The 24,649-nt window shown below is 67.8% G+C and carries 23 protein-coding genes and 1 tRNA gene; 10 read left to right on the plus strand and 14 right to left on the minus strand.

Translation table 11 applies throughout. The annotated features are described in order from the left end of the window. Window positions 1-107: 107 nt before the first annotated feature. A complete protein-coding gene (gene phhA / locus MF610_RS16605) occupies window positions 108-974 on the minus strand; it encodes a phenylalanine 4-monooxygenase (RefSeq protein ID WP_242201233.1) in 867 nt (288 codons plus the stop codon). Between the two features lie 24 nt (window positions 975-998). Between phhA and MF610_RS16610 the strand changes: the two genes are divergently transcribed. Together MF610_RS16610 and MF610_RS16615 are read left to right on the plus strand one after the other, a co-directional pair. After that, the gene (locus MF610_RS16610; protein WP_242201236.1) at window positions 999-1,652 is read left to right on the plus strand and encodes a TIGR02117 family protein; all 654 of its coding nucleotides are present in this window, start codon (window positions 999-1,001) and stop codon (window positions 1,650-1,652) included. After that, on the plus strand, window positions 1,643-2,359 hold the full coding sequence (locus MF610_RS16615; RefSeq protein WP_242201255.1) for an alpha/beta hydrolase-fold protein: 717 nt from the start codon (window positions 1,643-1,645) through the stop codon (window positions 2,357-2,359). The genes MF610_RS16610 and MF610_RS16615 overlap by 10 nt, the downstream gene beginning before the upstream one ends. Window positions 2,360-2,554: 195 nt before the next feature. Here the strand turns inward: MF610_RS16615 and MF610_RS16620 are convergent, their stop codons facing one another. Both MF610_RS16620 and MF610_RS16625 read right to left on the minus strand, forming a co-directional pair. Continuing rightward, window positions 2,555-2,794 (minus strand): hypothetical protein, encoded by a 240-nt coding sequence (locus tag MF610_RS16620; protein ID WP_242201258.1) that lies wholly within the window; start codon window positions 2,792-2,794, stop codon window positions 2,555-2,557. A 10-nt stretch (window positions 2,795-2,804) separates the two neighbouring features. Further along, on the minus strand, window positions 2,805-3,830 hold the full coding sequence (locus tag MF610_RS16625; protein WP_380870583.1) for a glycerophosphodiester phosphodiesterase: 1,026 nt from the start codon (window positions 3,828-3,830) through the stop codon (window positions 2,805-2,807). A 73-nt stretch (window positions 3,831-3,903) separates the two neighbouring features. Here MF610_RS16625 and MF610_RS16630 point away from each other — a divergent pair, with 73 nt between their 5' ends. The 5 genes from MF610_RS16630 to zapE all read left to right on the plus strand — a co-directional run bounded on the left by MF610_RS16630 (window position 3,904) and on the right by zapE (window position 9,937). Next, window positions 3,904-4,425, plus strand: a complete 522-nt coding sequence (locus tag MF610_RS16630) for a 2Fe-2S iron-sulfur cluster-binding protein (protein WP_242201260.1) — start codon at window positions 3,904-3,906, stop codon at window positions 4,423-4,425. Continuing rightward, window positions 4,422-5,399 carry an FAD binding domain-containing protein gene (locus tag MF610_RS16635; RefSeq protein WP_242201281.1) on the plus strand — a complete coding sequence of 326 codons (978 nt, stop codon included), beginning with the start codon at window positions 4,422-4,424 and terminating at the stop codon, window positions 5,397-5,399. The genes MF610_RS16630 and MF610_RS16635 overlap by 4 nt, the downstream gene beginning before the upstream one ends. Beyond that, window positions 5,396-7,615 (plus strand): xanthine dehydrogenase family protein molybdopterin-binding subunit, encoded by a 2,220-nt coding sequence (locus MF610_RS16640; protein ID WP_242201284.1) that lies wholly within the window; start codon window positions 5,396-5,398, stop codon window positions 7,613-7,615. Before MF610_RS16635 ends, MF610_RS16640 begins: the two co-directional genes overlap by 4 nt. Before the next feature lie 248 nt (window positions 7,616-7,863). Next, window positions 7,864-8,643 (plus strand): succinate dehydrogenase iron-sulfur subunit, encoded by a 780-nt coding sequence (locus tag MF610_RS16645; protein WP_242201287.1) that lies wholly within the window; start codon window positions 7,864-7,866, stop codon window positions 8,641-8,643. A gap of 190 nt (window positions 8,644-8,833) precedes the next feature. Next, window positions 8,834-9,937: a cell division protein ZapE gene (zapE, locus tag MF610_RS16650; RefSeq protein ID WP_242201302.1), complete on the plus strand. Its 1,104-nt coding sequence runs from the start codon at window positions 8,834-8,836 to the stop codon at window positions 9,935-9,937. Window positions 9,938-10,171: 234 nt separating this feature from the next. Here zapE and hrpB read toward each other — a convergent pair whose 3' ends face one another. The 3 genes from hrpB to MF610_RS16665 all read right to left on the minus strand — a co-directional run bounded on the left by hrpB (window position 10,172) and on the right by MF610_RS16665 (window position 16,280). After that, window positions 10,172-12,595 carry an ATP-dependent helicase HrpB gene (gene hrpB / locus MF610_RS16655; RefSeq protein WP_242201307.1) on the minus strand — a complete coding sequence of 808 codons (2,424 nt, stop codon included), beginning with the start codon at window positions 12,593-12,595 and terminating at the stop codon, window positions 10,172-10,174. Window positions 12,596-12,752: 157 nt separating this feature from the next. Continuing rightward, a complete protein-coding gene (locus MF610_RS16660; protein ID WP_242201325.1) occupies window positions 12,753-13,547 on the minus strand; it encodes an aldo/keto reductase in 795 nt (264 codons plus the stop codon). A gap of 378 nt (window positions 13,548-13,925) precedes the next feature. Further along, window positions 13,926-16,280, minus strand: a complete 2,355-nt coding sequence (locus tag MF610_RS16665) for a DNA translocase FtsK (protein ID WP_242201340.1) — start codon at window positions 16,278-16,280, stop codon at window positions 13,926-13,928. A gap of 129 nt (window positions 16,281-16,409) precedes the next feature. Between MF610_RS16665 and MF610_RS16670 the strand changes: the two genes are divergently transcribed. After that, window positions 16,410-17,627 (plus strand): UbiH/UbiF/VisC/COQ6 family ubiquinone biosynthesis hydroxylase, encoded by a 1,218-nt coding sequence (locus tag MF610_RS16670; protein ID WP_242201352.1) that lies wholly within the window; start codon window positions 16,410-16,412, stop codon window positions 17,625-17,627. Then, the gene (locus MF610_RS16675) at window positions 17,624-18,127 is read left to right on the plus strand and encodes an MAPEG family protein (protein ID WP_242201353.1); all 504 of its coding nucleotides are present in this window, start codon (window positions 17,624-17,626) and stop codon (window positions 18,125-18,127) included. Before MF610_RS16670 ends, MF610_RS16675 begins: the two co-directional genes overlap by 4 nt. Before the next feature lie 3 nt (window positions 18,128-18,130). Here MF610_RS16675 and MF610_RS16680 read toward each other — a convergent pair whose 3' ends face one another. From MF610_RS16680 to trxA, 5 genes are read right to left on the minus strand one after another with little or no spacing between them, the layout of a single operon-like run. Further along, window positions 18,131-18,595 (minus strand): NUDIX domain-containing protein, encoded by a 465-nt coding sequence (locus tag MF610_RS16680; protein ID WP_242201354.1) that lies wholly within the window; start codon window positions 18,593-18,595, stop codon window positions 18,131-18,133. 8 nt (window positions 18,596-18,603) lie between these two features. Next, a complete protein-coding gene (locus MF610_RS16685; RefSeq protein WP_242201355.1) occupies window positions 18,604-19,017 on the minus strand; it encodes a hypothetical protein in 414 nt (137 codons plus the stop codon). Further along, entirely contained in the window at window positions 19,014-19,208 is a 195-nt protein-coding gene (locus MF610_RS16690; protein WP_242201356.1) for a Trm112 family protein, read from the minus strand. Before MF610_RS16690 ends, MF610_RS16685 begins: the two co-directional genes overlap by 4 nt. Further along, entirely contained in the window at window positions 19,205-19,822 is a 618-nt protein-coding gene (locus MF610_RS16695) for an LON peptidase substrate-binding domain-containing protein (protein ID WP_242201357.1), read from the minus strand. Before MF610_RS16695 ends, MF610_RS16690 begins: the two co-directional genes overlap by 4 nt. After that, a complete protein-coding gene (trxA, locus tag MF610_RS16700) occupies window positions 19,819-20,727 on the minus strand; it encodes a thioredoxin (RefSeq protein ID WP_380870582.1) in 909 nt (302 codons plus the stop codon). Before trxA ends, MF610_RS16695 begins: the two co-directional genes overlap by 4 nt. Window positions 20,728-20,873: 146 nt before the next feature. Between trxA and MF610_RS16705 the strand changes: the two genes are divergently transcribed. Continuing rightward, window positions 20,874-20,948 (plus strand) — tRNA-Gly (locus MF610_RS16705). 78 nt (window positions 20,949-21,026) lie between these two features. Here MF610_RS16705 and MF610_RS16710 read toward each other — a convergent pair. The 3 genes from MF610_RS16710 to hemH all read right to left on the minus strand — a co-directional run bounded on the left by MF610_RS16710 (window position 21,027) and on the right by hemH (window position 24,610). Continuing rightward, window positions 21,027-22,610, minus strand: a complete 1,584-nt coding sequence (locus MF610_RS16710; protein ID WP_242201358.1) for a Na+/H+ antiporter — start codon at window positions 22,608-22,610, stop codon at window positions 21,027-21,029. A 239-nt stretch (window positions 22,611-22,849) separates the two neighbouring features. Next, complete coding sequence (gene phbB, locus MF610_RS16715) at window positions 22,850-23,572, minus strand: acetoacetyl-CoA reductase (RefSeq protein ID WP_242201359.1); 723 nt, start codon at window positions 23,570-23,572, stop codon at window positions 22,850-22,852. Between the two features lie 30 nt (window positions 23,573-23,602). Beyond that, a complete protein-coding gene (gene hemH, locus MF610_RS16720) occupies window positions 23,603-24,610 on the minus strand; it encodes a ferrochelatase (RefSeq protein ID WP_242201360.1) in 1,008 nt (335 codons plus the stop codon). Window positions 24,611-24,649: the final 39 nt, after the last annotated feature.

Raw genomic sequence — 24,649 nt, forward strand, 5'->3', positions numbered from 1 at the left:
CGCGAAGCGGTGGTGGAGGGGGGCCGCCACGCAACGCAACGGTTCCGTATGCCGACAGCCCCCTCCACCAGCTTCGCTGGTCCCCCTCCCCGTGCCGGGGAGGATCTTTACGCCTTTGAACTCGCGTAGGCCTGCGTGCCTTCGGTGACGACCTCGTCCTCCGGCAGCACTGCGTCCACCGCGATCTCGCGTTCCTCGCGGATCGCGTCGTACACCGGTGCGAAGTCGGTTTCGACGGTCAGGCGCAGCAGTTCGTCGAAGCTGGGGATGACGAAATAGGTCTGCTGGAAATCGTCGATGCGATAATCGGTCCGCATCACCCGTGCCAGATCGAGCATGATCCGGTTGGGGCTTGGGTCATCCAGCGAAAAGCGGGTTTCCGACGCACTCGACACGATGCCCGCGCCGTAGATGCGCAAGCCCTCCGGTTCCTGCACCAGCCCGAATTCGACCGTGTACCAATAAAGCCGCGCCAGCTGTTTGAGCGAGCCGAGTTCGAGCGCGCGCAGGCCACCGCGACCGTACGCCGCGAGGTAATCGGCGAACACCGGGTCGGCGAGCATCGGGACATGGCCGAACACGTCGTGGAAGACGTCGGGCTCCTGGAGGTAATCGAGCTGGTCGGGGCGGCGGATGAAGTTGCCGGCGACGAAGCGGCGATTGGCCATGTGGGTGAAGAACACGTCGTCGGGCACCAGCCCCGGCACCGCCACCACGCGCCATCCGGTCAGCGCCTCCAGCCGATCCGACAGTTCCTCGAAATCGGGGATGCCCGATTCGGACAGCTTCAACGCATCGAGCCCGCGCAGGAACGCGTCCGACGCGCGGCCCGGCAGCAGTTTCATCTGTCGCGCGTACAGCGTGTCCCACGTCGCATGGTCTTGCGCGCTATAGGCGTCCCAGCCCTGCGGAATCGTCCAGTCGGCATTGGCGCCCTCGGGCGGGCGGTCGAGTACATGGGTTTCGCTTGCCATGGCGAGATAGTAGCATGGGAAACGATGCGACGGAAATGGCTGCGCCGAAGTGCGGGTACGCTGGGGGCGGTGGCGCTGATCGCGCTGCTGTACCTGTTCGCGGGGCTGGTCGGCGGGGCGATCCCGGCGGGCGGACAGGCGCCGCCGGCCGCGGGCATCCGCATCTATGTCGAGGATAACGGCATCCATACCGGCATCGTCCTGCCCAAGCATGTCGCCGGCATGGGGTTCGACGATCTGGTACGGGCACGGGATATCGCCGACCCGCGCTACGCCGGCCATGGCTGGCTGTCGATCGGCTGGGGCGACCGCGCCTTCTATATCGGTACGCCGACCTGGGGCGACGTGAAGCCCGCCACAATCGCCGCTGCGGCGATCGGCAGCGATGCGGTGGCGCTGCATGTCGGGCATCTGCCGGAGCCGGTCGGCGAGCCGGGCGTGTATCCGGTGATGCTGACCCCGGACCAGTATCGCCGGCTGGTCGCCGCGATCCGGGCGAGTTTTGCGGACGGAGCGCCGGTGCATGGCTATGGGCCGTACGACGCCTTTTACGTTGCGCGCGGGCGCTATAGCGCGGTCGAGACGTGCAACGCGTGGACCGGGCGGATGCTGCGCGCGGCGGGCGTGCCGATGGGGCGGTGGACGCCGTTCCCGGTGACGGTGACGTCGTGGCTGTGAACCCCCTGCCCCCGCCGCCGATCGGACGGTTCGTGATCGAGACGCCGCGCGCCGCGCTGGCGCTGGCCGGAGTGCCGTTTCGCTGGCGGGCGGCACTGGACGGGGCACCGCGCGCGACGGGCGAGCCGGTGATGCTGCTGCCCGGATTGTTCAACGGCGACCGGTCGAACACGATCATGGCGCGCTACCTGCGCACGCTCGGCCATGATGCGCGCGGATGGGCGCTGGGACGCAATTTCGGGCAGCGCAGCATCGGCGCGGACGGGACCACGCTGTTCGACCGGATCGATGCGATCGCGCAAGCCACCGGGCGGCCGGTGGCGCTGGTCGGGGTCAGCCTGGGCGGGATCATGGCGCGCCTTGCCGCGCATCGCCGCCCCGACCTGGTCGAACAAGTGGTGACGGTCGCCAGCCCCTATGCCGGGCCGGCGCGGTCGACCCATGTGTGGCGGCTGTACGAATGGATCAGCGGCGAGTCGGTCGACGATCCCGCCGTGCTGGCGCTGGCCGAGGAAGTGCGCCGCCCCCTGCCCGTCCCCGCCACCGCGATCTGGAGCGCCAGCGACGGGCTGGTCAACGGGCTCGGCTGCCATGTGGTGGGCGAACCGGGGTGCCGGTCGGTCGAGGTGGTGAGCAGCCATTATGGCGTGCAGACGCGGCTGGTGGTGCTGCGCGCGGTAGCGGAGGCGCTGGCGGGGAATCGGTGAAGGACGGACGCCTGCCGCTGGCCGCGCCGGATCATATCCCCCCAGCCACACCCGTCACCCCGGTCCCTGACCCCTTACGTCACCCCAGCGAAGGCTGGGGTCTCCCGGTTATTGCCCACGGCAGGAGCCGCTTGAGACCCCAGCCTGCGCTGGGGTGACGTGTGTGGAAGCGGGGTGACGATCAGGGATCAGTCCTCAATCGTCGTCGCGCTGTTCCCGCCGCCGCGCCTCTTCCTTGCGCAGTTCGCGGCCTTCGCGGGCTTCCTTCTTGCGCATCTTGCGGCCGTAGTTGCGGTCGGCTTCGGACTGGCTGGTGGTGGTCCAGTCGACCACCTGCGCGCCGGCGCGGACCGGGGCGGTGGCCACGTTCCAGACGGTGCTGACACAGCCCCCGGTCAGCGGCGCCACCGCCAATATCGCCCACGCCAGTCGCATCTGCTTATCCTCAATAGGGTTTGTCGCGTATCTGCGCCCCGATTAGCGGGAAATCGGTGAAGAAACCATCGACACCCGCGGCGACGGCGTCGGCGATCTCCTGCCCCACGCGGCCATGCACCTCCGGACCGCCGGGCACGCGATACGCCTCGGGCAGGAAGACGTTTTCGGCGCGGTAGGTCCACGGGTGGACGCGCAGGCCCGCAGCATGGGCGGCATGGACCAGCGGCTTGCCGGCGCCGACCATCGTCTTGTTCGGGCCGATCCCGAACGCATAGGTCGCGACCGCCTTCAATCCGGCGGGCGTCGCCATCATCGCATAGCTGTCGACCGCGCGGTCGGCCGGGCCGCCCTGCCCGTCCATCAGCTGGATCAGGCGGATGGTGGTCAGCTTCTTCAGCGCCTTGAGGTTGTTCACCTCGAACGACTGGATGAACACCGGTGCCTTTGCGCTGTCCCAGCCGGCGGTGCGCAGCTCGGCGACGAGGCGTGCCTCCATCGGGTGGCCGATCGACGCGAACCAGGTCGGGTGCTTGGTTTCGGGATAGATGCCGATGGTGCGCCCGGTCGCGGCGGTGGCGCGCTTGGCGAGCGCGACCACCTCGGCCAGCGTCGGGATCGGCTGCTGTCCGTCATAGGCGGTATTGCCGGGGCGCAGCTGCGGCAGGCGTTCCTTCGCACGCAGCGTGCGCAGCTCGGCCAGCGTGAAATCCTCGGTGAACCAGCCGGTGACCTGTTGTCCGTCGATCGTCTTCGTCGTGCGCCGCGCGGCGAATTCCGGATGCGCCGCGACGTCGGTCGTGCCCGAAATCTCGTTCTCGTGCCGCGCCACGAACACGTTATCCTTGGTCAGCACGAGGTCGGGTTCGATGAAATCCGCCCCCTGTTCGATCGCCAGTTCGTACGCGGCGAGCGTGTGTTCGGGGCGCGATCCGCTGGCACCGCGATGCGCGATCACGATCGGCGTCGGATCGAGCGGTCGTTCTTCGGTCATCGCACCCATCCCCAGCATTGCCAGCACTACCGTACCTAACATCTGCGATCCCTTCGCAACAGGAAACCGTTTCGATCGGGAACGTTAGCCCGTGTGACCAACGGAGCGCCGACCCATGCAATTCACCATCAACGGACAGCCGTATCAGGCAGAGGCGGACATCCGCACCTCGCTGCTCGACCTGCTGCGCGAACATCTCTCGCTCACCGGCAGCAAGAAGGGCTGCGACCATGGCCAATGCGGGGCGTGCACCGTGCTGGTGAACGGCCGCCGCATCAATGCCTGCCTCACGCTCGCCGTGATGCATCAGGATGACGACATCGTGACGATCGAGGGGCTGGGTTCGCCCAACAAGCTGCATCCGTTGCAGGCGGCGTTCGTCAAGCACGACGGATTCCAGTGCGGCTATTGCACGCCGGGGCAGATTTGTTCGGCGGTCGGCATGCTCGACGAGGTCGAGAAGGGCTGGCCCAGCCATGTCAGCGCCACGCTGAACGATCCCGACTTCACCGACGAGGAAATTCGCGAACGGATGAGCGGCAATATCTGTCGCTGTTCGGCTTATCCCAACATCGTCGATGCGATCCGCGAAGTCGCCGACGCGCGTGAACCGGTTCGGGCGGAGGCAGCGGAATGAAACTGTTCGACTATGCCAAGGCCGACAGCGCCGAAACCGCGGCGCGCGAAGGCGCGGTCGCCGACACCAAGTTCATCGCCGGCGGGACCAACCTGCTCGACCTGATGAAACTGCAGGTCGAGACGCCCGCGCGGCTGGTCGATATCAGCCGCCTGCCGCTGAACGATATCGAGGAGGTCGACGGCGGCGGCGTGCGGATCGGCGCGCTGGTGCCCAATTCCGATCTGGCCGCCTCCCCCATCATCCGGGAGCGCTACGAAGTGCTCAGCCGCGCGCTGCTGGCCGGCGCGTCGGGGCAGTTGCGCAACAAGGCGTCGACTGGCGGCAATCTGCTCCAGCGGACGCGCTGCTATTATTTCTACGAGACGGCGTCGCGCTGCAACAAGCGGGTGCCGGGGTCGGGCTGCGATGCGCAGCAAGGCTTCAACCGCATCCTCGCCATCCTCGGCACCAGCGAGCATTGCATCGCGACGCATCCGAGCGACATGGCGGTGGCGATGCGCGCGCTCGACGCGACGATCGTGACGCTGGGCAGCGATGGCGAGAAGCGACGGATCGCGATCGGCGACTTCTATCGCCTGCCCGGCGACACGCCCGACGTCGAGCATGTGCTGCGTCCCGGCGAGTTGATCACCCATATCGAACTGCCGGCGGCGCCAGCGGGCAAACAGACCTATCGCAAGGTGCGCGACCGGGCGTCCTATGCCTTCGCCCTGGTGTCGGTCGCCGGGATCGTCGCGGTCGATGGCGGCAAGATCGCGTCGGCGCGGCTGGCCTTCGGCGGGCTCGGCCCGATGCCGTGGCGCGATACTGCGGTCGAGAACGCACTGGTCGGACAGGCGCCGTCCGACGCGCTGTTCACGCAAGCCGCCGACCTGCTGCTGCGCGACGCCAGGGGTTTCGGCAGCAACGATTTCAAGATTCCGCTGGCGCGTCGCACGCTGATCGCCACGCTGAGGGAGTTGACCGCATGACCACCAATGCGCTGCGCATGGACAAACCGGTCGAAGAAAGTCTGCTGGACACTGGCGTCCAAGGAATCATCGGCAAGGGGATCGAGCGGATCGACGGCCCGCTGAAGGTGGCCGGACAGGCGACCTATTCGGCCGAATACGAGTTTCCCGACCTTGCCTATGGCTTCCTCGTCCGCGCGCCGTTCGCGGCGGGGACGATCACCGCGATCGATGCCGAGGGGGCAAAGGCGCTGCCGGGCGTGGTCGATGTCGTCGTCGACCTGAAAACCTTCATCCGCAATCCGCAACAGGGCGGCGAGACCGGCGCCCCGACCCAAGGGGTGAAGGACGTCGCCTATTTCGGCGAGCCGGTCGCGATCGTCGTCGCCGACAGCTTCGAAGTGGCGCGCGATGCGGCACAGCTGGTGTCGATCCGCTACGAACCGACTGCGGGCGTCTATACCTTCGACGATCATGTCGACGACGCGATCAAGCCGCCGCCCGGATCGATGCCGCCCTATCACCAGCAGGGTGATTTGGAGAAGGCAATGGCCGAGGCGGCGTTCACGGTCGACAATGTGTGGCGCACCCCGTCACAGAATTCGGCGGCGATGGAGCCGCATGCCTCGATCGCGGTGTGGGACGATGACGGGCTGACGCTCTACGGATCGCTCCAGATGCCGTCGTCGGACAAGCAGCAGCTGGCCAAATCGCTGGGCGAACGCCAGTCGAAGGTGCGCGTCGTCGCCCGCTATATCGGCGGCGGCTTCGGGTCGAAGCTCGGCATCTCGCCCGACACCGTCGCGACGGCGATCGCGGCGAAGGCGGTCGGGCGGCCGGTCAAGACGGTGATGACCCGCCAGCAGGTGTTCGACGCCACGGTGCGCCGGTCGAACACGCAGCAGCGCTTCCGCCTTGCCGCCGATGCGGAAGGGCGGCTGACCGGGATCGGGCATGAAACGCTGTGTTCGAACCTGCCGGGCGAGGGCTATTTCGAGCCCGCCGGACAGGCGACGCAATTCCTGTATGGCGGCGAGAACCGGATCATCAAGCACGATCTGGTCGAGCTGAACCGGACGTTGTCGGGATCGATGCGCGCGCCGGGCGAAGCGGTCGGGCTGCTCGCCCAGGAAAATGCGATGGACGAACTGGCCGAAGCGATCGGGATCGATCCGGTCGAGCTGCGCCGCCGCAACGATCCCGCAAAGGACCCGCAAAAGGACGTGCCCTATTCGACGCGGTCGCTGACCCGCTGTCTCGATGCCGGGGCCAAGGCGTTCGGCTGGGAACAGCGCAACCGGACGCCGGGCGGCCGGCGCGAGGGCGACTGGCTGATCGGGCAGGGCATGGCGGCAACGACGCGCACCAACATGCTGCAGCCGAGCGAGGCGCAGGTGTCGATCGGGCCGGACGGACGCGCGCTGGTCGAAACCGACATGACCGATATCGGTACCGGCACCTACACCATCCTCGCGCAGATCGCGGGCGAAATCCTCGGCCTGCCGGTCGAGCGGGTCGCGGTGCATCTGGGCGATACCAACACCCCGCCGGGCGCCGGATCGGGCGGCTCTTGGGGCGCGGGCAGCAGCGGGTCGTCGGTCTATCTGGCGGCGCAGGCGCTGCGCGACAAGCTGGCCAAGGCGATGGGCGTCGATGCCGATGAGATGACGCTGAAGGACGGCCATGCGATCGCCGGCAACCGCCGCGTCGCGATCGGCGAACTGGTCGGCGACGGGATCACCGCCACCGGATCGATCGAACCGGGCAAGCAGGAACAGGAAACCACGCAGGCGAGCTATGGCGCGCATTTCTGCGAGGTGAAGGTCCATGCGGTGACCGGCGAGGTCCGCGTGACGCGCTGGCATGCGACGTTCGAGGCCGGGCGCATCCTGAACCGGCAGACCGCACGGTCGCAGTGCATCGGCGGCATCGTGTTCGGCATCGGCACCGCGCTGACCGAGGAACTGGTCCATGACGACCGCGACGGGCGGATCGTCAACCACGACCTTGCCGAATATCATGTGCCGGCGCATGCCGACATTCCGCCGATGGACATCGTGTTCCTCGACGACCGCGATCCCCATGCCAACCCGCTGCAGGCCAAGGGCATCGGGGAACTGGGTATCGGTGGTGCCGGGGCGGCGGTGACCAACGCGATCTACAATGCGACCGGGGTCCGGGTGCGCGATTATCCCGCGACGTTGGACAAGCTGCTGGAAGGATTGCCGGCGGTCTGAGCGCCTCCCCATTGCATGGGGAGGGGGACCGCCGCCGAAGGCGGTGGTGGAGGGGGTTGGCCTCGCAGCGCAACGATTCCGTGTGCGGCCCGCCCCCTCCATCAGCCTGCGGCTGGTCCCCCTCCCCGCACAGCGGGGAGGATTTAGGGTCAAAAAACCTTGTTCGCGTTTGCGGCATCCCCACCTGTCATGTATCTGACGCGCAAACCGGGCGTTCCGGCGCCCCCAAGCCGAACCGAGCGAGTATCATGGCCGAATTCCGTTTGCCCAAGAACAGCGTCGTCAAGAAGGGCGCGACCCACAAGTCGCCGACCTCGGGCCGGATCAAGAAGTTCAAGGTCTATCGCTACGACCCCGATTCGGGCCAGAACCCGCGCTACGACGATTTCGAGATCGATCTGGACGAATGCGGTCCGATGGTGCTCGACGCGCTGATCAAGATGAAGTCGGAGCAGGACCCCTCGCTCACCTTCCGCCGGTCGTGCCGCGAAGGAATTTGCGGGTCGTGCTCGATGAACATCGACGGGCGCAACGGCCTCGCCTGCACCACCGCGATCGAGGATATCAAGGGCGATATCCGGATCACCCCGCTGCCGCACATGGACGTGATCAAGGACCTGGTGCCGGACTTCACGCATTTCTACGCACAATATTCGTCGATCAAGCCGTGGCTGCAGACCGTCAGCCCGACGCCGGCCGGCAAGGAACGGCTTCAGTCACCGGAAGACCGCAACAAGCTCGACGGGCTGTACGAGTGCATCCTGTGCGCGTGCTGCTCGACCTCGTGCCCCAGCTATTGGTGGAACAGCGACAAGTTCCTGGGACCTGCGATCCTGTTGCAGGCGTATCGCTGGCTGGCCGACAGCCGTGACGAAATGACCGGCGAGCGTCTCGACGAGCTGGAAGATCCGTTCCGCCTGTATCGCTGCCACACGATCATGAACTGCGCGAACGTGTGTCCCAAGGGGCTGAACCCGGCCAAGGCGATCGCCGAGATCAAGAAGATGGAAGTCGAGCGGATCATCTGATCGCTCGTGCCTTCTTATTTCCTCCCCGTTCGGTTCGAGCAGGTTCGAGCTTGTCGAGAAGCGTCCGTCGAGAACTCGGTTGGTGCGACCACCGCCTTCTCGACTTCGGTTCTCGACAAGCTCGAACCTGCGCTCGAAGCAAACGGGATATGGGTATCAACGGGTTGGATTTGGTGAGGGCTGAAGTCGCATGACCGTCCTCAAGCGCTACGACAGCCTCGTCTCGGCCGGCGAACTCCGCCCCGACCCGGAACAGCGCGCCGCCGCGACGCGGCTGTCGCGCCTCGCCGCCGAACTCGACGCGCCACCCAGGCGGGGGCTGTTCGCCCGCCTGACCGGCAAGGACGCCCCCGTGCCGCGCGGCGTCTACCTGTGGGGAGGGGTCGGGCGCGGAAAATCGATGCTGATGGACCTGTTCTACGACTGCGTAGCCGATCCGGCCAAACGCCGCGTCCATTTCCACGCCTTCATGATCGAGGTCCATGCCCGCCTCGCCACCGAACGCGCGAAGGAAGCGGGCAATCCGGTACCGCCGGTCGCCGAGGCGCTGGCCAAGGACCTGAAGCTGCTCGCGTTCGATGAAATGGTCATCAACAACACCGCCGACGCGATGGTGCTGTCGCGGCTGTTTACCGAGATGATGACCCACGGCGTGACGATCGTCGCGACGTCGAACCGGCCGCCGGTTGACCTGTACAAGGACGGGTTGCAGCGCGACAGCTTCCTCCCGTTCATCGCGCTGCTCGAATCGAACCTCGACGTGTTGCCGCTGAACGGCCCGACCGATTATCGCCGCGACCGGTTGGGACAGGTCGATACGTGGCTGGTGCCGAACGGCCCGGCGGCGACCGAAGCGCTATCGGCGGCGTTCTTCCGCCTGACCGACTATCCGGTCGAGGATGCGGCGAACGTGCCGTCGTGCGACCTCGATATCGGCGGGCGGACGCTGCACGTGCCCAAGGCGCTGAAGGGCGTCGCGGTGTTCAGCTTCAAGCGGCTGTGCGGCGAGGCGCGCGGCGCGCCCGATTATCTGGCGGTCGCGCGGGCGTTCCATACGGTGATCCTCGTCGGGATTCCAATCCTCGGGCCGGAAAACCGCAACGAGGCGGCGCGGTTCGTGACGCTGATCGATGCGCTGTACGAGTATCGCGTGAAGCTGCTGGCGGCGGCCGATGCGCAGCCGGGCGAGTTGTATCCGACCGGGGATGGGCGCTTCGAATTCGACCGGACGATCAGCCGGTTGGAAGAGATGCGGTCGGAGGACTATCTGGCCAAGGGGCATGGCGAGGGGTAGCGCCCGCCCCTCCTTCTACCACTCTACCCGCTGGCCCCTTCCGCCTCGCTCCTCACCCCTTCCGCCTCTGCCTCGCCCCTTCCGCCAACCCCCCCGCCCCTTCCGTTTGCTTCGAGCGCAGGTTCGAGCTTGTCGAGAACCGTAGTCGAGAAGGGGTTGCCCCAAACGACCCAGTTCTCGACAGACGCTTCTCGACTTCGCTCGAAGCTGCTCGAACCAAACGGGAGTGCTTAATTACCCCCGCCGCGCATCCGCCTTCTTCGTCCGGAGCGTCGCCGATGCCGCCGCGGGGTCGTCCGGCCACGGATGGCGCGGATAGCGGCCGCGCATCTCCTTCGACACGTCGCGCCACGATCCGGCCCAGAACCCCGGCAGGTCGCGCGTCGTCTGGATCGGGCGGCCGGCGGGCGAGGTCAGGCTCAGCGTCAGCGGTTGCCCGGCGACCATCGGATGGGTCGCGAGCCCGAACAGCGCCTGCACGCGCAACTCGACGCGCGGGCCCCCTTCGGCGGCATAGTCGATCGCATGGCTCGACCCTGCCGGGCTTTCGAACCGCGCGGGCGCGAGGCGGCGGACCTGCTGCATCCAGTCCCAGCCGGCGAGCTGCTCGAGCGCGTCGTGCAGCCCGGTCGCCGCCTCCAGCCGGCGTTTGCCCGCCAGCAATGGCGGCAACCAGTCGTCGATCGTCGCGGTCAGCGCCGCATTGCCCAGCGGATCGTCCTTCCCCAGCATCGCCGCGACATAGGCCGAGCGACGGCGGAGCGTCTCCGCGCCCTCCCATGGCAGCAGCGACAGGTCGCGGCGCACGCCCTCGGTCAGCGCGGCGACGATTTCCTGCGGCGAGGCGGCGGCATCGGGGCCGGACGACAGACGGATCGCGCCCAACCGGCGTTCGCGCAGGGCGATGACGCCGCGTGTCGCGGGATCGAAGCTGACGCTGCGCCGCGTTTCGATCCGGTCGCCGAACAGTTGCTCGACCGTCGCCTGATCGATCGCCACCGCCGACAGGATGCGTGCGCCTGCCGCCTGCCCCTGCGTATCGGCGACCGCCAGCCATTCGGCCGAACCGAGCGCCGCCGCCTCCAGCGTGAACCCGCGCCCACCGACCGACGCCCAGCGTTCGCCGCTGGCGTCGCGGCGTTTGGCGATGCGGTCGGGAAAAGCGAGCGCGACGCTGCGGGCAAGGGCATCGGCGGGCGGATCGTCGCGGCCCTTTACCAGCTTGCGCCAGCGGTCGGCGAGGCGCCGCGACGCATCGGCGCGTTGCCCGCGTTCGGTACGCCAGCGACGGCGGCGCTGGTCGAGATCGGTGTCGTTGCCACCCAGCCCCCGCTCGCCCAGCAGCACCGCGACCTCCGCCGCCGCCCCGGCGAACCCCTGCTCGCCTGCGCGGATCAGCATATGGGCGAGGCGGGGATTGAGCGGCAGCGCGGCGATGGCGAGGCCGTGCGGCGTCGGCCGGCCATCGGCATCGATCGCGTCCAAGGTCGCGAGGCGCGCGCGCGCCTCCTCGATCGCGGCGGCGGGTGGCGGGTCGAGCCAGCGCAGCGTCGTCGGGTCGCTCACCCCCCATTTGCCGCATTCCAGCACCAGCGCCGACAGGTCGGCCTCGAGGATTTCGGCCGGATCGAAGCGCGGCAGACCGGCGGTCGCGGCGGCCTCCCACAGGCGATAGGCCACGCCCGGCCCCTGCCTTGCCGCACGGCCCGCCCGTTGGGTGACTGCCGCCTGCGACGCGCGTTCGGTGGTCAGTCGGGTCATCCCTGCCGCACGGTCGTAACGCGGGCGGCGGGCGAGGCCGGAATCGACAACGATGCGAATGCCGTCGAGGGTCAGCGAGGTTTCGGCGATGCTGGTCGCCAGCACGATCTTGCGCCGGCCATCGGGATCGGGCGCGATCGCGGCGCGCTGTTCGCCCGGCAGCAGCGTGCCGTGCAACCGGTGCAGTATCGCGCCGTCGGGGACCGCGATCCGTTCGGCGGTGCGCTCGATCTCGGCGACGCCGGGGAGGAAGGCGAGAATACCGCCCTCGGCTTCGGTCAGCGCGCGGCGGATCGCGGCGGCGACCGAATCCTCGATCCGCGCCTCGGCGTTACGGCCGATATGGCGCAGGTCGAGCGGATAGGACCGCCCCTCGCTTTCGATCACCGGGGCGTCGTCCATCAGCGCGGCGAAGCGTTCGCCATCCAGCGTCGCCGACATGGCGAGGACGCGCAGATCGGGCCGCAGCGCCGCCTGTGCGTCGAGTGCGAGGGCGAGGCCGAAATCGCTGTCGAGGCTGCGTTCGTGGACCTCGTCGAACAGCACCGCCGATACGCCGGCCAGTTCGGGATCGGCCTGGATGCGGGCAACGAAGATGCCCTCGGTCATCACCGTGACCCGCGTCGCGGCGGATCGCTTGCTGTCCATGCGGGTGGCGTAGCCGAAGGTCTGACCGACCGGTTCGCCGGCGGTGGCGGCCATGCGCTCTGCGGCAGCACGCGCGGCGATGCGGCGGGGGGACAGGAGCAGGACCTCGCCGGTGACCCACGGTTCGGCGAGCAGCGCTGGCGCGACCGCAGTGGTCTTGCCCGCACCCGGCGGCGCGACGAGGACGGCGGAGGTGCGGTCGCGCAGCGTCTGAAGCAGGTCGGGCAGGACGGCGTGGATGGGGAGCATGGTTTCCCTTAGCAATCCTCCCCGCTTGCGGGGAGGGGGACCGCTCGCGCCAGCGAGGGGTGGAGGGGGATCGCCGCGCAACGCCACGGTTGCGACTGCGGACACCCCCCTCCACCATCGCTTCGCGACGGTCCCCCTCCTCGTGCCAGAGAGGATGTTAGAGGGTGTCGGGGTGGGGTCCCAAGCGACCGTCCTCGCGGTCCATCGCGTCGAGCTTGGCGATCTGGTCGGGTGTCAGCTTCACCGACTGCGCGGCAAGATTCTCCTCGATCCGCGCGCGCGACGACGCCTTCGGGATCACGCCCAGCCCGGCCTGCAGGTGCCACGCCAGGATCACCTGCGCCGGGGTCGCACCGGCCTCTTGCGCGATCGCCGATATGGTCGGGTCGGTCAGTAGCGTCCCCTGCCCGAGCGGCGACCAGCTTTGCGTGACGATGCCGAGCCGTTCATGCGCGGCACGGGCGGCACGCTGCTGGAAGGTCGGATGCAGCTCGATCTGGTTGAGCGCGGGCACCACGCCGGTCGCATCGACGATCCGGTCCAGATGGTCGGGCGAAAAATTCGACACGCCGATCGACGCGACCCGTCCCTCCTCGCACAGCCGCACCAGCGCCTTCCACGTATCGACATAGCGATCCTGCGACGGCATCGGCCAGTGGATCAGGAACAGGTCGATCCGCGGCAGCTTCGCGGCGCTGGCGTCGAACGCCTTGAGCGCGCCGTCATAGCCCATGTCGTCGCGCCACAGCTTGGTGGTGACGAACGCTTGCGCGTCGGCGGTCGCTTCGCCGACGCCGGCTTCGTTAGCGTAGAAGGCGGCGGTGTCGATCAGGCGATAGCCGGCGTCCAGCGCCTCGCGCGACAGGCGGGCGGAATCTTGCGGAGGGACCTTGTAGGTGCCGAAGCCGAGCGCGGGGATGGTGCGGCCGTCGTTGAGGGTCAGGTCGGTCATGAGGGTGTCCGTGCGGTTGGCGTTTTGGGATGAAGCGATGGGGGTGCGGTGGTGTTCCCTGCCTGCCTACCCCGCAGGCCGTTCGTGCTGAGTAGGGGCTGAGCGAAGTCGAAGACCCGTACCGAAGCACCTGCCACGAACGGTCCTTCGATACGCCGCTTCGACTGGCTCAGCGGCTACTCAGGGCGAACGGATTTAGTACAAACCCATCCCAAAATTCCGTTCGGTTCAAGCAGCTTCGAGCTTGTCGAGAAGCGGCAGTCGAGAACTCCCCGCTTGGGGCAACCCCTTCTCGACTTCGGTTCTCGACAGGCTCGAACCTGCGCTCGAAGCAAACGGGAGGATGAAAAGGGGATAGAGAGGAGGCGGAGGAGCTCCCTACCCCGTCGGCCGCCCGTCCGAATCCATCAGCACCTCGCGCCGCCCGACATGGTCCGGCCGCGATACCAAGCCTTCCTTTTCCATCCGCTCGATCAGCCGCGCCGCCGAATTATACCCGACGCGCAACTGGCGCTGGAGCCAGCTGGTCGACGCCTTCTGGCTCTCCGCCACCAGCTGGCATGCCTGGCGGAAGGTCTGTTCCTCTGGCGAATCGTCGCCGGTCGGCGCCCCGTCGAGGCTGAAGCCGGCATCGCCCTCCGGCTCGTTGACCACCGCGTCGATATAGTCGGGCGCCCCCTGCGACCGCCAGAAATCGGCGACCGCCTGCACCTCGTCATCGCTGACGAACGGCCCGTGGACACGCGCCAGCGCCTTGCCGCCGGGCATGTAGAGCATGTCGCCGCGGCCCAGCAGCTGTTCCGCGCCCTGTTCGCCCAGGATGGTGCGCGAATCGATCTTGGACGTGACGTGGAAGCTGATGCGCGTCGGCAGGTTCGCCTTGATCACACCGGTGATGACGTCGACCGAGGGGCGCTGCGTCGCCATGATCAGGTGGATGCCCGCCGCGCGCGCCTTTTGCGCGAGACGCTGGATCAGGAATTCGACCTCCTTGCCCGCCGTCATCATCAGGTCGGCGAGTTCGTCGACGATCACCACGATCTGCGGCAGCGGCGACAGGTCGAGCGTCTCTTCCTCATAGATCGGCGTGCCGGTATCGGCGTCGTAGCCGGTCTGCACCTTGCGGCCGAGCTTCTGGCCCTTCGCCATCGCGGCGCGGACCTTGTCGTTGAAGCTGGCGAGGCTGCGGACGTTGATCGACGCCATCATGCGATAGCGGTCCTCCATCTGCTCGACCGCCCATTTCAGCGCGCGCACCGCCTTGGGCGGGTCGGTCACGACGTCGGCCAGTAGGTGCGGGATGCCGCGATACATGCTGAGTTCGAGCATCTTCGGATCGATCATGATCATGCGGCACTGGTCCGGGGTCAGCCGGTAGAGCAGCGACAGGATCATGCAGTTCAGCCCGACCGATTTGCCCGATCCGGTGGTCCCTGCGACCAGCAGATGCGGCATCGGCGCCAGATCGGCGACGACCGGATCGCCCGCGATATTCTTGCCCAGCACGATGGGGAGCTGCGCATTCTGGTCGGCGAACGCCTGGCTGGCCATCAGTTCGTGCAGGCTGACCGTCTCGCGCCGCTGGTTGGGCAGTTCGATACCGATCACGGTGCGGCCGGGGATCGTCGCGACGCGGGCGGAGATCGCCGACATGTTGCGCGCGATATCGTCGGCCAGCTGGATCACGCGGCTGGCGCGGATGCCGGGTTCGGGCTCCAGTTCGTACATGGTGACGACCGGGCCGGGGGCGACCTTCACCACCTGCCCCTTCACGTTGAAATCGTCGAGCACGCTTTCGAGCAGACGCGAATTGCGCTCCAGCGCCGCCTTGTCGATGCCCGGCCCGGTCGATTCGGGCGGCGGGGTCAGCAGGTCGATCGACGGCAGCGCGAAATTGTCGCGCCCCTCGCTGCTCGCCGGGCGCGGCGCGCTGGCAAGTGCGGGCGAGGCGGCGCGGTCGGCGATGACCGGTGGCGCGCGGTCGTCGGCCTGGGCGACGCGGCGCGGCTGCGGCCGGGCGAGGGCGTCGTCCTCGTCCTCCATACCGGCCAGCGGCAGGCGCGGTGCGGGATCGAACGGCAGCTCGTCGTCATAGGCGTCGCCATCGTCGGCATCGGCGCGGACGCGGCGTTCGAACTTCGGCATGCGGAAGGTGCCGTCGGGAATCTCGATCGTCAGCCCCTTGGCCCAGCGCCATACGCCGAACAGCCCGGTGGCGAGCGCCACGACGCGAATCGTCCACAGTTCGGCGACGGGCACGCCAATCAGGTGGATCAGCCCCTGTACCGCCGCCGCGATGCTCCACCCGATCACCCCGCCATAGCCGGCGGGCAGCGTCAGGATCGCCTCGCCCGACACGAACGCCAGCGTGGTGCCCATGGCAAGCACGCCGATCAGGCAGTCGCGCACCATCCGCGGCCATGGCCCCACGGGCACGTCGCGCCACAACCGGACGCTGACGATCAGTCCCAGCGGCAACAGCATCGCCACCGCCACGCCGAACACGGTCAGCAGCGCATCGGCCAGCAGCGCGCCCGGCGCGCCCAGCTTGTTGGCGACCGGCCCGCCCGCGGCGGTGCTGAACGACGGATCGGCGGGTGAATAGCTGAGCAATGCGACCGCGATCAGGACGATGCCGAGGAACAGGACCGTCGCCCCGATCATCGCGCCGCTGCGCTTCGCACCCGCCTTCATCGCGTCGCGCCACAACATCGGCTGCGCGTTGGTCGCCATTCGTTCCACCCTTGTTCGATACGAATCCGATGTGCGCCGCGGCAGGCATGGTCGTCAAGGCGGCGTTGCGGTGGGATGCACGAGAGCCTAAGTCGCGAAGGACGAAACGCATTCACGGATGGAGACTTCATGGCACAAGCGGACGTCATCATCCTGGGCGGCGGGCTGGTCGGCAGCACGCTGGGCGTGGCGCTGGGCGTGCATGGCCTGACCTCGATCATCCTCGATCCGGCCGATCCCGCGGTGACGCTGGCCCCGGGGTTCGACGGGCGCGCCTCGGCGATCGCCAGCGCGACGCACCGCATGTTCGAGGCGATCGGCATCGCGCCGGGCTTAGGCGACGAGGGCTGCCCGATCGCCGCGATCCGCGCGACCGACGGACTGGAACCCGGGAAGCTCGACTTCATTCCCGACGCCGCCGACGATCCGGTCGGCGTGATGTACGAGAACAAGCGGCTGCGGCAGGCGATCTACGACGCTGCAGTCGCATCGCCCAACATCGACCTGCGCTACCAGGACCGGGCGATCGACCTGCGGCGCGAAGCACATGGCGTGACGGTGACGACGGCAGGCGGCGATACGCTCACCGCGCCGCTGCTGATCGCCGCCGAAGGGCGCAATTCGCCGACTCGCGAGGCGGCGGGCATCCGCGTCGCGCGGTGGAGCTACGATCATGCCGCGATCATCACCACGCTGGGCCACGCCGAACCGCACGAAAACATCGCGTACGAAATCTTCTACCCTGCCGGGCCCTTCGCGATCCTGCCGCTGAACGACGACGATCACGGCCACCGTTCGGCGATCGTGTGGACGGTCGATGCCAAGGACCGACCGGGGATGCTGAAGCTGTCCGACCGCGCGTTCCTTGCCGAAGCATCGAAGAAGATGGGCGGGTTTCTGGGCAAGCTGTCCAACCTGTCGGCGCGGTCGAGCTATCCGCTCGGCTTCCACCATGCCGCGACGATCACCGCCGATCGGCTGGTGCTGGTCGGCGATGCCGCGCACGGCATCCATCCGATCGCCGGACAGGGGCTGAACCTCGGCCTGCGCGACGTCGCGGCGCTGACCGAGGTGCTGGTCGAGGGCAAGCGCACCGGGCTCGATCTGGGCGACCCCTATCTGCTGGAGCGGTATCAGCGGTGGCGCGGACTCGATACCTTCGCGGTGGCGCTGGCGACCGACGGGCTGACGCGCCTGTTCGGCATTCCGGGCAAGACGGCCAGTGCGGTACGGCGCTTCGGGCTGTCGGCGGTCGATTCGATCCCGCCGCTGAAAGCCGCGTTCATGGCCGAGGCGCGCGGAGAGACAGGCAAGCTGCCGAAACTGTTGCAGGGCGTGACCGCGTGACCCTGTCCACCGTCCAGCGCGGCGTGGCGCGCGGGATGGTGGCAGCGGCGGTAACGGGCATCGGCGCGCTAACCGCGGCGGGCTGGTATGATCCGGGGCATGCGTTGCCCGACCGACTGCGCGTGCTGGCGGTGGCGCTGGTCGTGCCGGGGCTATGGAGCGCCGCGGCGATCGGCAACGTGGCGCGGCTGCGGTTCTTTTCGACGCGCTCGATCGATGGCGGCGATGCCGATCCGGCGGTGGCGCAGGGGCGGGCCGTCGCGCAGAATACCCTCGAACAGACGGTGCTGGCGGCGATCGCCTATGGCGCGCTCATGCTGGCGACCGATCGATCGGTGCTGCCGGTGGCGGTGCTGGCGCTGTGTTTCTCGGTCGGGCGGGTCGGCTTCTGGGCAGGGTATCGCCGCGGTGCCGCCGCCCGCGCGTTCGGCTTTGCGCTGACCTTCTATCCGACGGTGCTGGCGCTGCTGGCCGCACCGGTCCTCGCCCTTCGCGGCTGACGGCTACCAGTCGCCGCTGCCCGTATCCCCCCGCCGCCATTCCTCGATCCGCCGCGTCGTCGCCGGCGTCGTTCCCGGTGGCAGTGCGTCGGGGGCGAACCAGCCGACTTCGGCCACCTCCAGCGTATCGGCCCCACGCAGCGTGTCGTTCGCGGCGCGCGCGATATAGACGATCACATGGTCGTCCTTGCCCTCGCGCCGGTTGTGATAGACGCCCAGCACCCGCTCGACGCGCGCTTGCGTGACCGCCAGTTCCTCCGCCAGTTCACGGACCACTGCGTCGGACACCCCCTCACGCTTCTTCACCCCGCCGCCGGGCAGGTACCAGCCATCGATATAGGTATGCCGCACCAGCGCGACGCGCCCGGCGGGATCGATCAGCACCACGCGCACGCCGATGGTGCGCGGCCGGGCGATGCGCCACGCCAGCCGCATCGCCTTCCCCAGCAACCGGTGATGCAGCGCCATGCGTCCCCCTACCCCGGCAGCGGACCGTCCTTCGCGACTTCCGCCTCCGCATCGGCCGCGACGGGTTCGCTGGCCGGGCGGATCATCAGGAAGCTGCCCGACCACACGCCGGGAATGTCCCACCGCCCGCTGATCTCGCAGCCATCCTCGCTCAACACCCCGGCATAGACGACCATGTCGCCATAGCCGTCCGTGTCGCGATCGTCGTAGAATTTGCTGAACGCCACCTTGGCACCGTCGCGATGCCCATCGATCGCCGCGGCGATCAGCGCGCCCGGCGGGACCGAATACAGGTCGGGTTCGTGGATCGTGCCGACGATCGACCCGCCCAGATCGGCGATATCCGCCTCGAACGCGGTCGGCGGGTTGGTGTGCGGATAGTTGAAGATCCCGCTCCACTTGCCGCTCAGGTCGCCGCTCACAACGGGCGCGCCGCGTCGACCAGCAGCACCGGCACGCCGCGGCGGATCGGAAAGGCGAGGCCGGCAGCCTCCGAAATCAGCTCGCCCGCCTGCGCGTCATGGATGAGCGGGGTGCGCGTCACCGGGCAGACGAGGATCGACAACAACCACGGGTCGATCGCCTCGCCGGTCCCTGCCTGCTCCTGTGTCATTGCAGCGTCGCCTCTTCGTCATCGCCATGCCTGCCGAAGAATTGCATGAGCTGTACGATCAGTTCCGCGCGGTCCGACAAAGCGTCGACTTCGAGCAGCGCCTGCTTGGCGGCCACATCGAACGGCGCGATCTGCGCAATGCCGTTGACGAGGCTCTCGTCATCCAGCCGCCCGACCGACTCCCAGTCGACCGCATAGCCCAGCCGATCGGCGAAACGCCGCGATTCGATCTCCAGCGACGCTCGCTCCGCCAGCGCCAACGTGGTGTCGCCGACGACCGGCAGCATCTCCGCCTCGACCTGCCGGAACGCGGTCGTCACCTCCAGCTCACGCACCACCCGGAAGCGCTGCAGCCCGCGCAGCACGATCTCGTACCGGCCATCGGCATGCGCCTCGACATCGACGATCTGCCCGATACAGCCGATATCGAACAGCGGCGGCCGGTCGCCGTCAGCCCCGACCGGACGCGGCTGGATCATGCCGATGCGGCGATCGCGCGCCAAGGCGTCAGACACCATCGCCCGGTACCGCGGCTCAAAGATGTGCAGCGGCAAGTGCATGTTCGGAAACAGCAGCGCCCCCGCCAACGGGAAGACGGAGACGCGCGCGCTCATCCGAACAGGATCGCGGACAGCTTGCGGCGCTGCTGCGACACCCACGGGTCTTCCAGACCGACCGCCTCAAACAGTTTCAGCAACTGCTGCCGTGCGGCGTCGTCGTTCCACGTCCGGTCGGTAGCAACGATCCGCAGCAGCGATTCGGCCGCCCCGTCGCGGTCGCCCGCCGCCATCTGCCCACCGGCCAGCCGGAAGCGCGCGTCGTGATCATCGGGGTTCGCCTCGACCTCGGCCTTCAGCCCCGCCAGATCGTCGACCGGCTGCGCATCGCGCGCCAGCGCCAGCGCCGCGCGGACCTGTTCGATTCCCGGCTGCTTGGCGGCATCCTCGGACAGGGTGTCGAGCGCCGCCTGCGCCGCGTCATGCTCGCCCAGCGCCATCAGCGCGCGCACTCGCCCTGCCGCAACCGCTGCATTGTCGGGCGCCATCTCGGCAATCTGGTCGAAGATCGACAGCGCGCGCGCCGCGTCCCCTTCCACCAATGCTTCCTCGCCCATTGCGATCAGCGGTTCGATGTCCGGTCCTGCCGCGTCGCCCGCCTCGATCGGCAACTGGCGCAGCAGCTGGTCGATCATCTGCTTCAACTGGCTTTCGGTGCGCGCGCTGGTCAGGTCGGCGACCAGCTGTCCCTGGAACATCACATAGACCGTCGGGATCGACCGAATCTGGAATTGCGAGGCGATGAACTGGTTCTTGTCGGTATCGATCTTGGCCAGCACCACGCCCTTGTCGGCATAGGCCTCGGCCACCTTTTCGAGAATCGGGGTCAGCGCCTTGCACGGCCCGCACCATTCCGCCCAAAAATCGATGACGACGAGTTTGGTCATCGACGGTTCGACGACATCGCGGCGGAACGCCTCCACGGCATCCTTTTCCGGGGTGGTCAGTCCTAGCGTGGCCAAGCGGCGATTCCTTATCCTGAAAGCGTCGCCCCTATGTGGGCATCGCGGCGGTTTCAGAAAAGAGTAGTTTTAGGGGTTGCGCCCCCCGAAACCCCCGGCTAATAGCCCGCCTCACCCCAGCCGGTTCGCCGGTTCGGAACGCCAGAGCGGGCGTAGCTCAGGGGTAGAGCACAACCTTGCCAAGGTTGGGGTCGAGGGTTCGAATCCCTTCGCCCGCTCCAGTCTTTCTACGATATCAGGGGTATGCGCGGTCCTTCGGGGCCGCTTTTCGTTTGTCCGCCGATCGTGCGGACGGCGGATCAGCCTTTCGCGGCGATCGCGGCAAGTTCCTCCAGATCGAGATCATGTTCGAGGTCGTGGAGCGTCTCGTCGTCGATGCGACCGACGCGGTGCAGACGGACCAGTTCCGCGCGACCGGCCTCGACCGCGGTCAGGATGACGTTGAAGTGCGCCTCGATCGCGGTGGTGCGTTCCTCGGCGGTGCCTTCGAAATTTTCGCCCACGGTCGCACGGGTGCGATAGCGTTTGAGCAGATGAGGGTGGATCACTTCTCCGTCCGCGTCATGCGCGGCCCGTTCGACGGCCGCAAGCTGTGCATGGAACATCGCATGTTCCGCGGCATGCAGGTCGAGCGGCGGCAGCGCCCCCGGGTCCTCGGCCGGCCGGGCATGGCGAATGACCCAGCCGAGCGACGTTCCCTGCACCAGCACGGTGACGAGGATGACGGCAAAGGCGGCGACCAGCATCAAGTCGCGTGACGGCATCGTCTCGGGCAGCGACAGCGCCACGGCGAGCGTCACCACGCCGCGCATCCCGGCCCAGCTCATGACGAAGGCGGCACGCGGTCCGAGCGGCTGGGCACGCCGCCATCCGGACCGGCGCAACCCGCCGAGCAGCGCATCGATCCCGAAAATCCACAGGAACCGCGCGACGATGACCGCGACCACGATCAGCAGGACCGGCCCCGCCATCCGGTCGACCACGACCGCCGGATCGCCGACACGATCGAGCAGCCCGCGTAGCGACAGGCCGATCAGCGTAAACACCGCCGCTTCGAGCAGGAAGACGAGCACCTGCCAGAACGCCAGCGCCCGGATGCGCACGCTCGCGCTGAACACGACGTGCTGATACCAGCCGCAGGTCAGGCCCGCAGTCACCACGGCGATCACACCCGAAACGTGCAGCAATTCGCCGGCGATATACGCGCTCCAGCACACCAGCAGCGTCGCCGCGATCATCAGCGTGTCGTCGCCCAGCCGACGCAACAACAACACCCACGCCGCGCCGATCGCCGCCCCCACCGCAATCCCGCCGAGCACGAGCAAAAAGAAACTGCCGATCGCTTCCCCCAAGTTGAACGTACCGGTCAGCACGGCGGCGACGGCGAACCGGAACAGGACCAGCCCGGCAGCGTCGTTGAGCAGGCTTTCGCCCTCCAGCAGCGTCGAGAGCCGCCGCGGCAACCGCACCCGTTGCAGCACGGCACGCGCCGAAACGGCGTCCGGCGGCGACAGGGTCGCACCGAGCGCGACGCACGCCGCCCAAGGGAGCGCTGGCAGCAACAGCTTGGTCACCACCGCCACGACGACGGTCGTGAAGAAGACCGCCCCCACGGCTAACGACAGGATGCCCGCCATGTGCCGGCGAAAAGGCGCGATCGCCGTGAACCACGCTCCGTCCATGAGCAACGGCGGCAGGAACAGGACGAGGACCAGTTCCGGATCGATCGCGATACCCGGAAGGCCGGGCATGAAGGCGACCGCACCACCCCCGACGATCAGCGCGGCCGCGGGCGGGAGCGACAGGCGCTGCGCCACATAGTGCAGCCCAACCACGACCAGGAACATGGCGATGATGAGTTCGAAACCCTGTGCCGCGTGCATGCCCCTGCTCCCCCGCCATGGTGCGGCACAGGGCAAAGCGGAAAACCGACGCCCGATCAACAGGGACGCGCTGCGGCAGGCCGCGAACGTCGCGAGCGATCAGGCCAAAAGAAGGGCCGGTCGTCGATCGTGGGGATCGGCGCGGAGTGACGCCTTGCAGGCGCCGAAATTGCAGGTGGTGACCGGGCTCCCGCCCACCTGCTGCAGGCGAAACGGCGGGGGACCTCCCCGCCGCCCGATCAATACATGTGCTGGCCACCGTTGATGCTGAGCGTCGATCCGGTGACGAAGCCGCCTTCCTCCGAACACAGGAACGCGACGCCGCGGGCGATTTCGCTCGCCTGGCCGAGGCGTCCGACCGGAATCTTCGCCACGATCTTTTCCAGCACGTCGGCCGGGACCGCCGCGACCATGTCGGTGTCGATATAGCCCGGTGCGATCGCGTTGACGGTCACGCCGAACCGTGCGCCTTCCTGGGCCAGCGCCTTGGTGAAACCATGGATGCCCGACTTGGCGGCGGCGTAGTTCACCTGCCCGTACTGGCCGGCCTGCCCGTTGATCGAACCGATATTGACGATGCGGCCCCATTTGCGGTCTCGCATGCCGGGGAAGGTCGCCTTGGCGAGGTTGAAGCACCCGCCGAGGTTCGTGCGGATCACCTCGTCCCACATGTCGTAGCTCATCTTGAGCAGGGTACCGTCGCGGGTGATGCCGGCGTTGTTGACGACGATGTCGACCGGGCCGATCGCTTCCTCGATCGCCTTGACGCCCGCCTGCGTCGCTTCGAAATCGCCCACGTCGAACTTGAATGCGGCGATGCCGGTACGGTCGGAGAACGCCTTCGCCTTTTCGTCGTTGCCGGCATAGTTGGCGGCGACGGTGACGCCCATGTCCTTCAGCGCGAGGCTGATCGCCTCGCCGATACCGCGCGTGCCGCCGGTGACGATCGCTACCCGTGCCATGCATTCTCTCCCGATGAAATTCCGTTACTGCTAAGCGGGGTCGATCCAGCCCGCAAGTTCGCGCGCGATAATGTTGCGCAACATTTTATTGCCTGTCGGTTCGGCATTCAGGCACGGGAGATAGGCGAAATCAGTGCCGCCCGCTTCCACGAAGCTCTCCCGTCCGCGGATCGCCAGTTCCTCCAGCGTTTCCAGACAGTCGGCCGAAAAGCCCGGCGCGAAGATCGCGACGCGGCGCTTGCCGGCCTTCGCCAGCTCGACCAGCGTCTCGTCGGTCGCCGGCCCCAGCCACTTGGCGGGGCCGAAACGCGACTGGAATGCGATCGTCAGCGGCCGGCCGAGCGCCTCCTGCACCAGCCGCGCGGTCTTCTGGCAATGGCAGTGATAGGGATCGCCTAGTTCGAGCGTCCGTTTGGGCATGCCGTGGAAGCTGGCGACGATCGCATCGGGTGCGAAATCGAGCTTCGCCAGATCCTCGCGCAGCGTGGTGGTGAGCGCGTCGATATAGAGAGGGTCGTCATAATAAGGCGGCAGGGTGCGGATTGCCGGTTGCCAGCGCTGTTTCGCCAGATACGCGAACGCCTTGTCGTTGGCGGTCGCGGTCGTTGCTGCGCAATATTGCGGGTAGAGCGGAGCGAGCAGGATGCGGTCGCACCCTTCCGCCCGCAGCGCATCGATGCGGCTGGCGATCGAGGGATTGCCGTAGCGCATCGCCCAGTCGATCACGACGTCCTCACCGAACGCGCCCTGCATCGCCTCCGACTGCGCCCGCGTGATCGCGGCGAGCGGTGAGCCCTTGTCGCTCCACACCTGTTGATAGGCGTGCGCCGACTTTTTCGGGCGGGTATTCAGGACGATGCCGCGCAGGATCGGCTGCCACGCGATCGGCGGGATTTCCACGACGCGGCGGTCGGACAGGAACTCGGCCAAGTAGCGCTTGACCGCGCGCGGGCTGGGGTCGTCGGGGGTGCCGAGGTTCATCAGCAATACGCCGACGCGGCGCTTCGGGATGGCGGGGTGATTCGACGGCAGGTCCATGGGGGCAGCTAACGCGCGAATGACGGGATTGGGGCAAGG

This window comes from Sphingomonas hankookensis, assembly GCF_022664465.1.
In the GTDB taxonomy this organism is placed as follows: domain Bacteria; phylum Pseudomonadota; class Alphaproteobacteria; order Sphingomonadales; family Sphingomonadaceae; genus Sphingomonas; species Sphingomonas hankookensis.

Coding starts and splice junctions, on each gene's coding strand:
- MF610_RS16625 (WP_380870583.1), bottom strand. CDS start 3,830: ATGTTAGGTACGGTAGTGCTGGCAATGCTGGGGATGGGTGCGATGACC.
- MF610_RS16645 (WP_242201287.1), top strand. CDS start 7,864: ATGGCCGAATTCCGTTTGCCCAAGAACAGCGTCGTCAAGAAGGGCGCG.
- MF610_RS16635 (WP_242201281.1), top strand. CDS start 4,422: ATGAAACTGTTCGACTATGCCAAGGCCGACAGCGCCGAAACCGCGGCG.
- MF610_RS16620 (WP_242201258.1), bottom strand. CDS start 2,794: ATGCGACTGGCGTGGGCGATATTGGCGGTGGCGCCGCTGACCGGGGGC.
- phbB (WP_242201359.1), bottom strand. CDS start 23,572: ATGGCACGGGTAGCGATCGTCACCGGCGGCACGCGCGGTATCGGCGAG.
- MF610_RS16710 (WP_242201358.1), bottom strand. CDS start 22,610: ATGCACGCGGCACAGGGTTTCGAACTCATCATCGCCATGTTCCTGGTC.
- MF610_RS16640 (WP_242201284.1), top strand. CDS start 5,396: ATGACCACCAATGCGCTGCGCATGGACAAACCGGTCGAAGAAAGTCTG.
- phhA (WP_242201233.1), bottom strand. CDS start 974: ATGGCAAGCGAAACCCATGTACTCGACCGCCCGCCCGAGGGCGCCAAT.
- MF610_RS16630 (WP_242201260.1), top strand. CDS start 3,904: ATGCAATTCACCATCAACGGACAGCCGTATCAGGCAGAGGCGGACATC.
- hemH (WP_242201360.1), bottom strand. CDS start 24,610: ATGGACCTGCCGTCGAATCACCCCGCCATCCCGAAGCGCCGCGTCGGC.
- zapE (WP_242201302.1), top strand. CDS start 8,834: ATGACCGTCCTCAAGCGCTACGACAGCCTCGTCTCGGCCGGCGAACTC.
- MF610_RS16695 (WP_242201357.1), bottom strand. CDS start 19,822: ATGAGCGCGCGCGTCTCCGTCTTCCCGTTGGCGGGGGCGCTGCTGTTT.
- MF610_RS16690 (WP_242201356.1), bottom strand. CDS start 19,208: ATGACACAGGAGCAGGCAGGGACCGGCGAGGCGATCGACCCGTGGTTG.
- MF610_RS16670 (WP_242201352.1), top strand. CDS start 16,410: ATGGCACAAGCGGACGTCATCATCCTGGGCGGCGGGCTGGTCGGCAGC.
- MF610_RS16610 (WP_242201236.1), top strand. CDS start 999: ATGCGACGGAAATGGCTGCGCCGAAGTGCGGGTACGCTGGGGGCGGTG.
- hrpB (WP_242201307.1), bottom strand. CDS start 12,595: ATGCTCCCCATCCACGCCGTCCTGCCCGACCTGCTTCAGACGCTGCGC.
- MF610_RS16665 (WP_242201340.1), bottom strand. CDS start 16,280: ATGGCGACCAACGCGCAGCCGATGTTGTGGCGCGACGCGATGAAGGCG.
- MF610_RS16660 (WP_242201325.1), bottom strand. CDS start 13,547: ATGACCGACCTGACCCTCAACGACGGCCGCACCATCCCCGCGCTCGGC.
- MF610_RS16680 (WP_242201354.1), bottom strand. CDS start 18,595: ATGGCGCTGCATCACCGGTTGCTGGGGAAGGCGATGCGGCTGGCGTGG.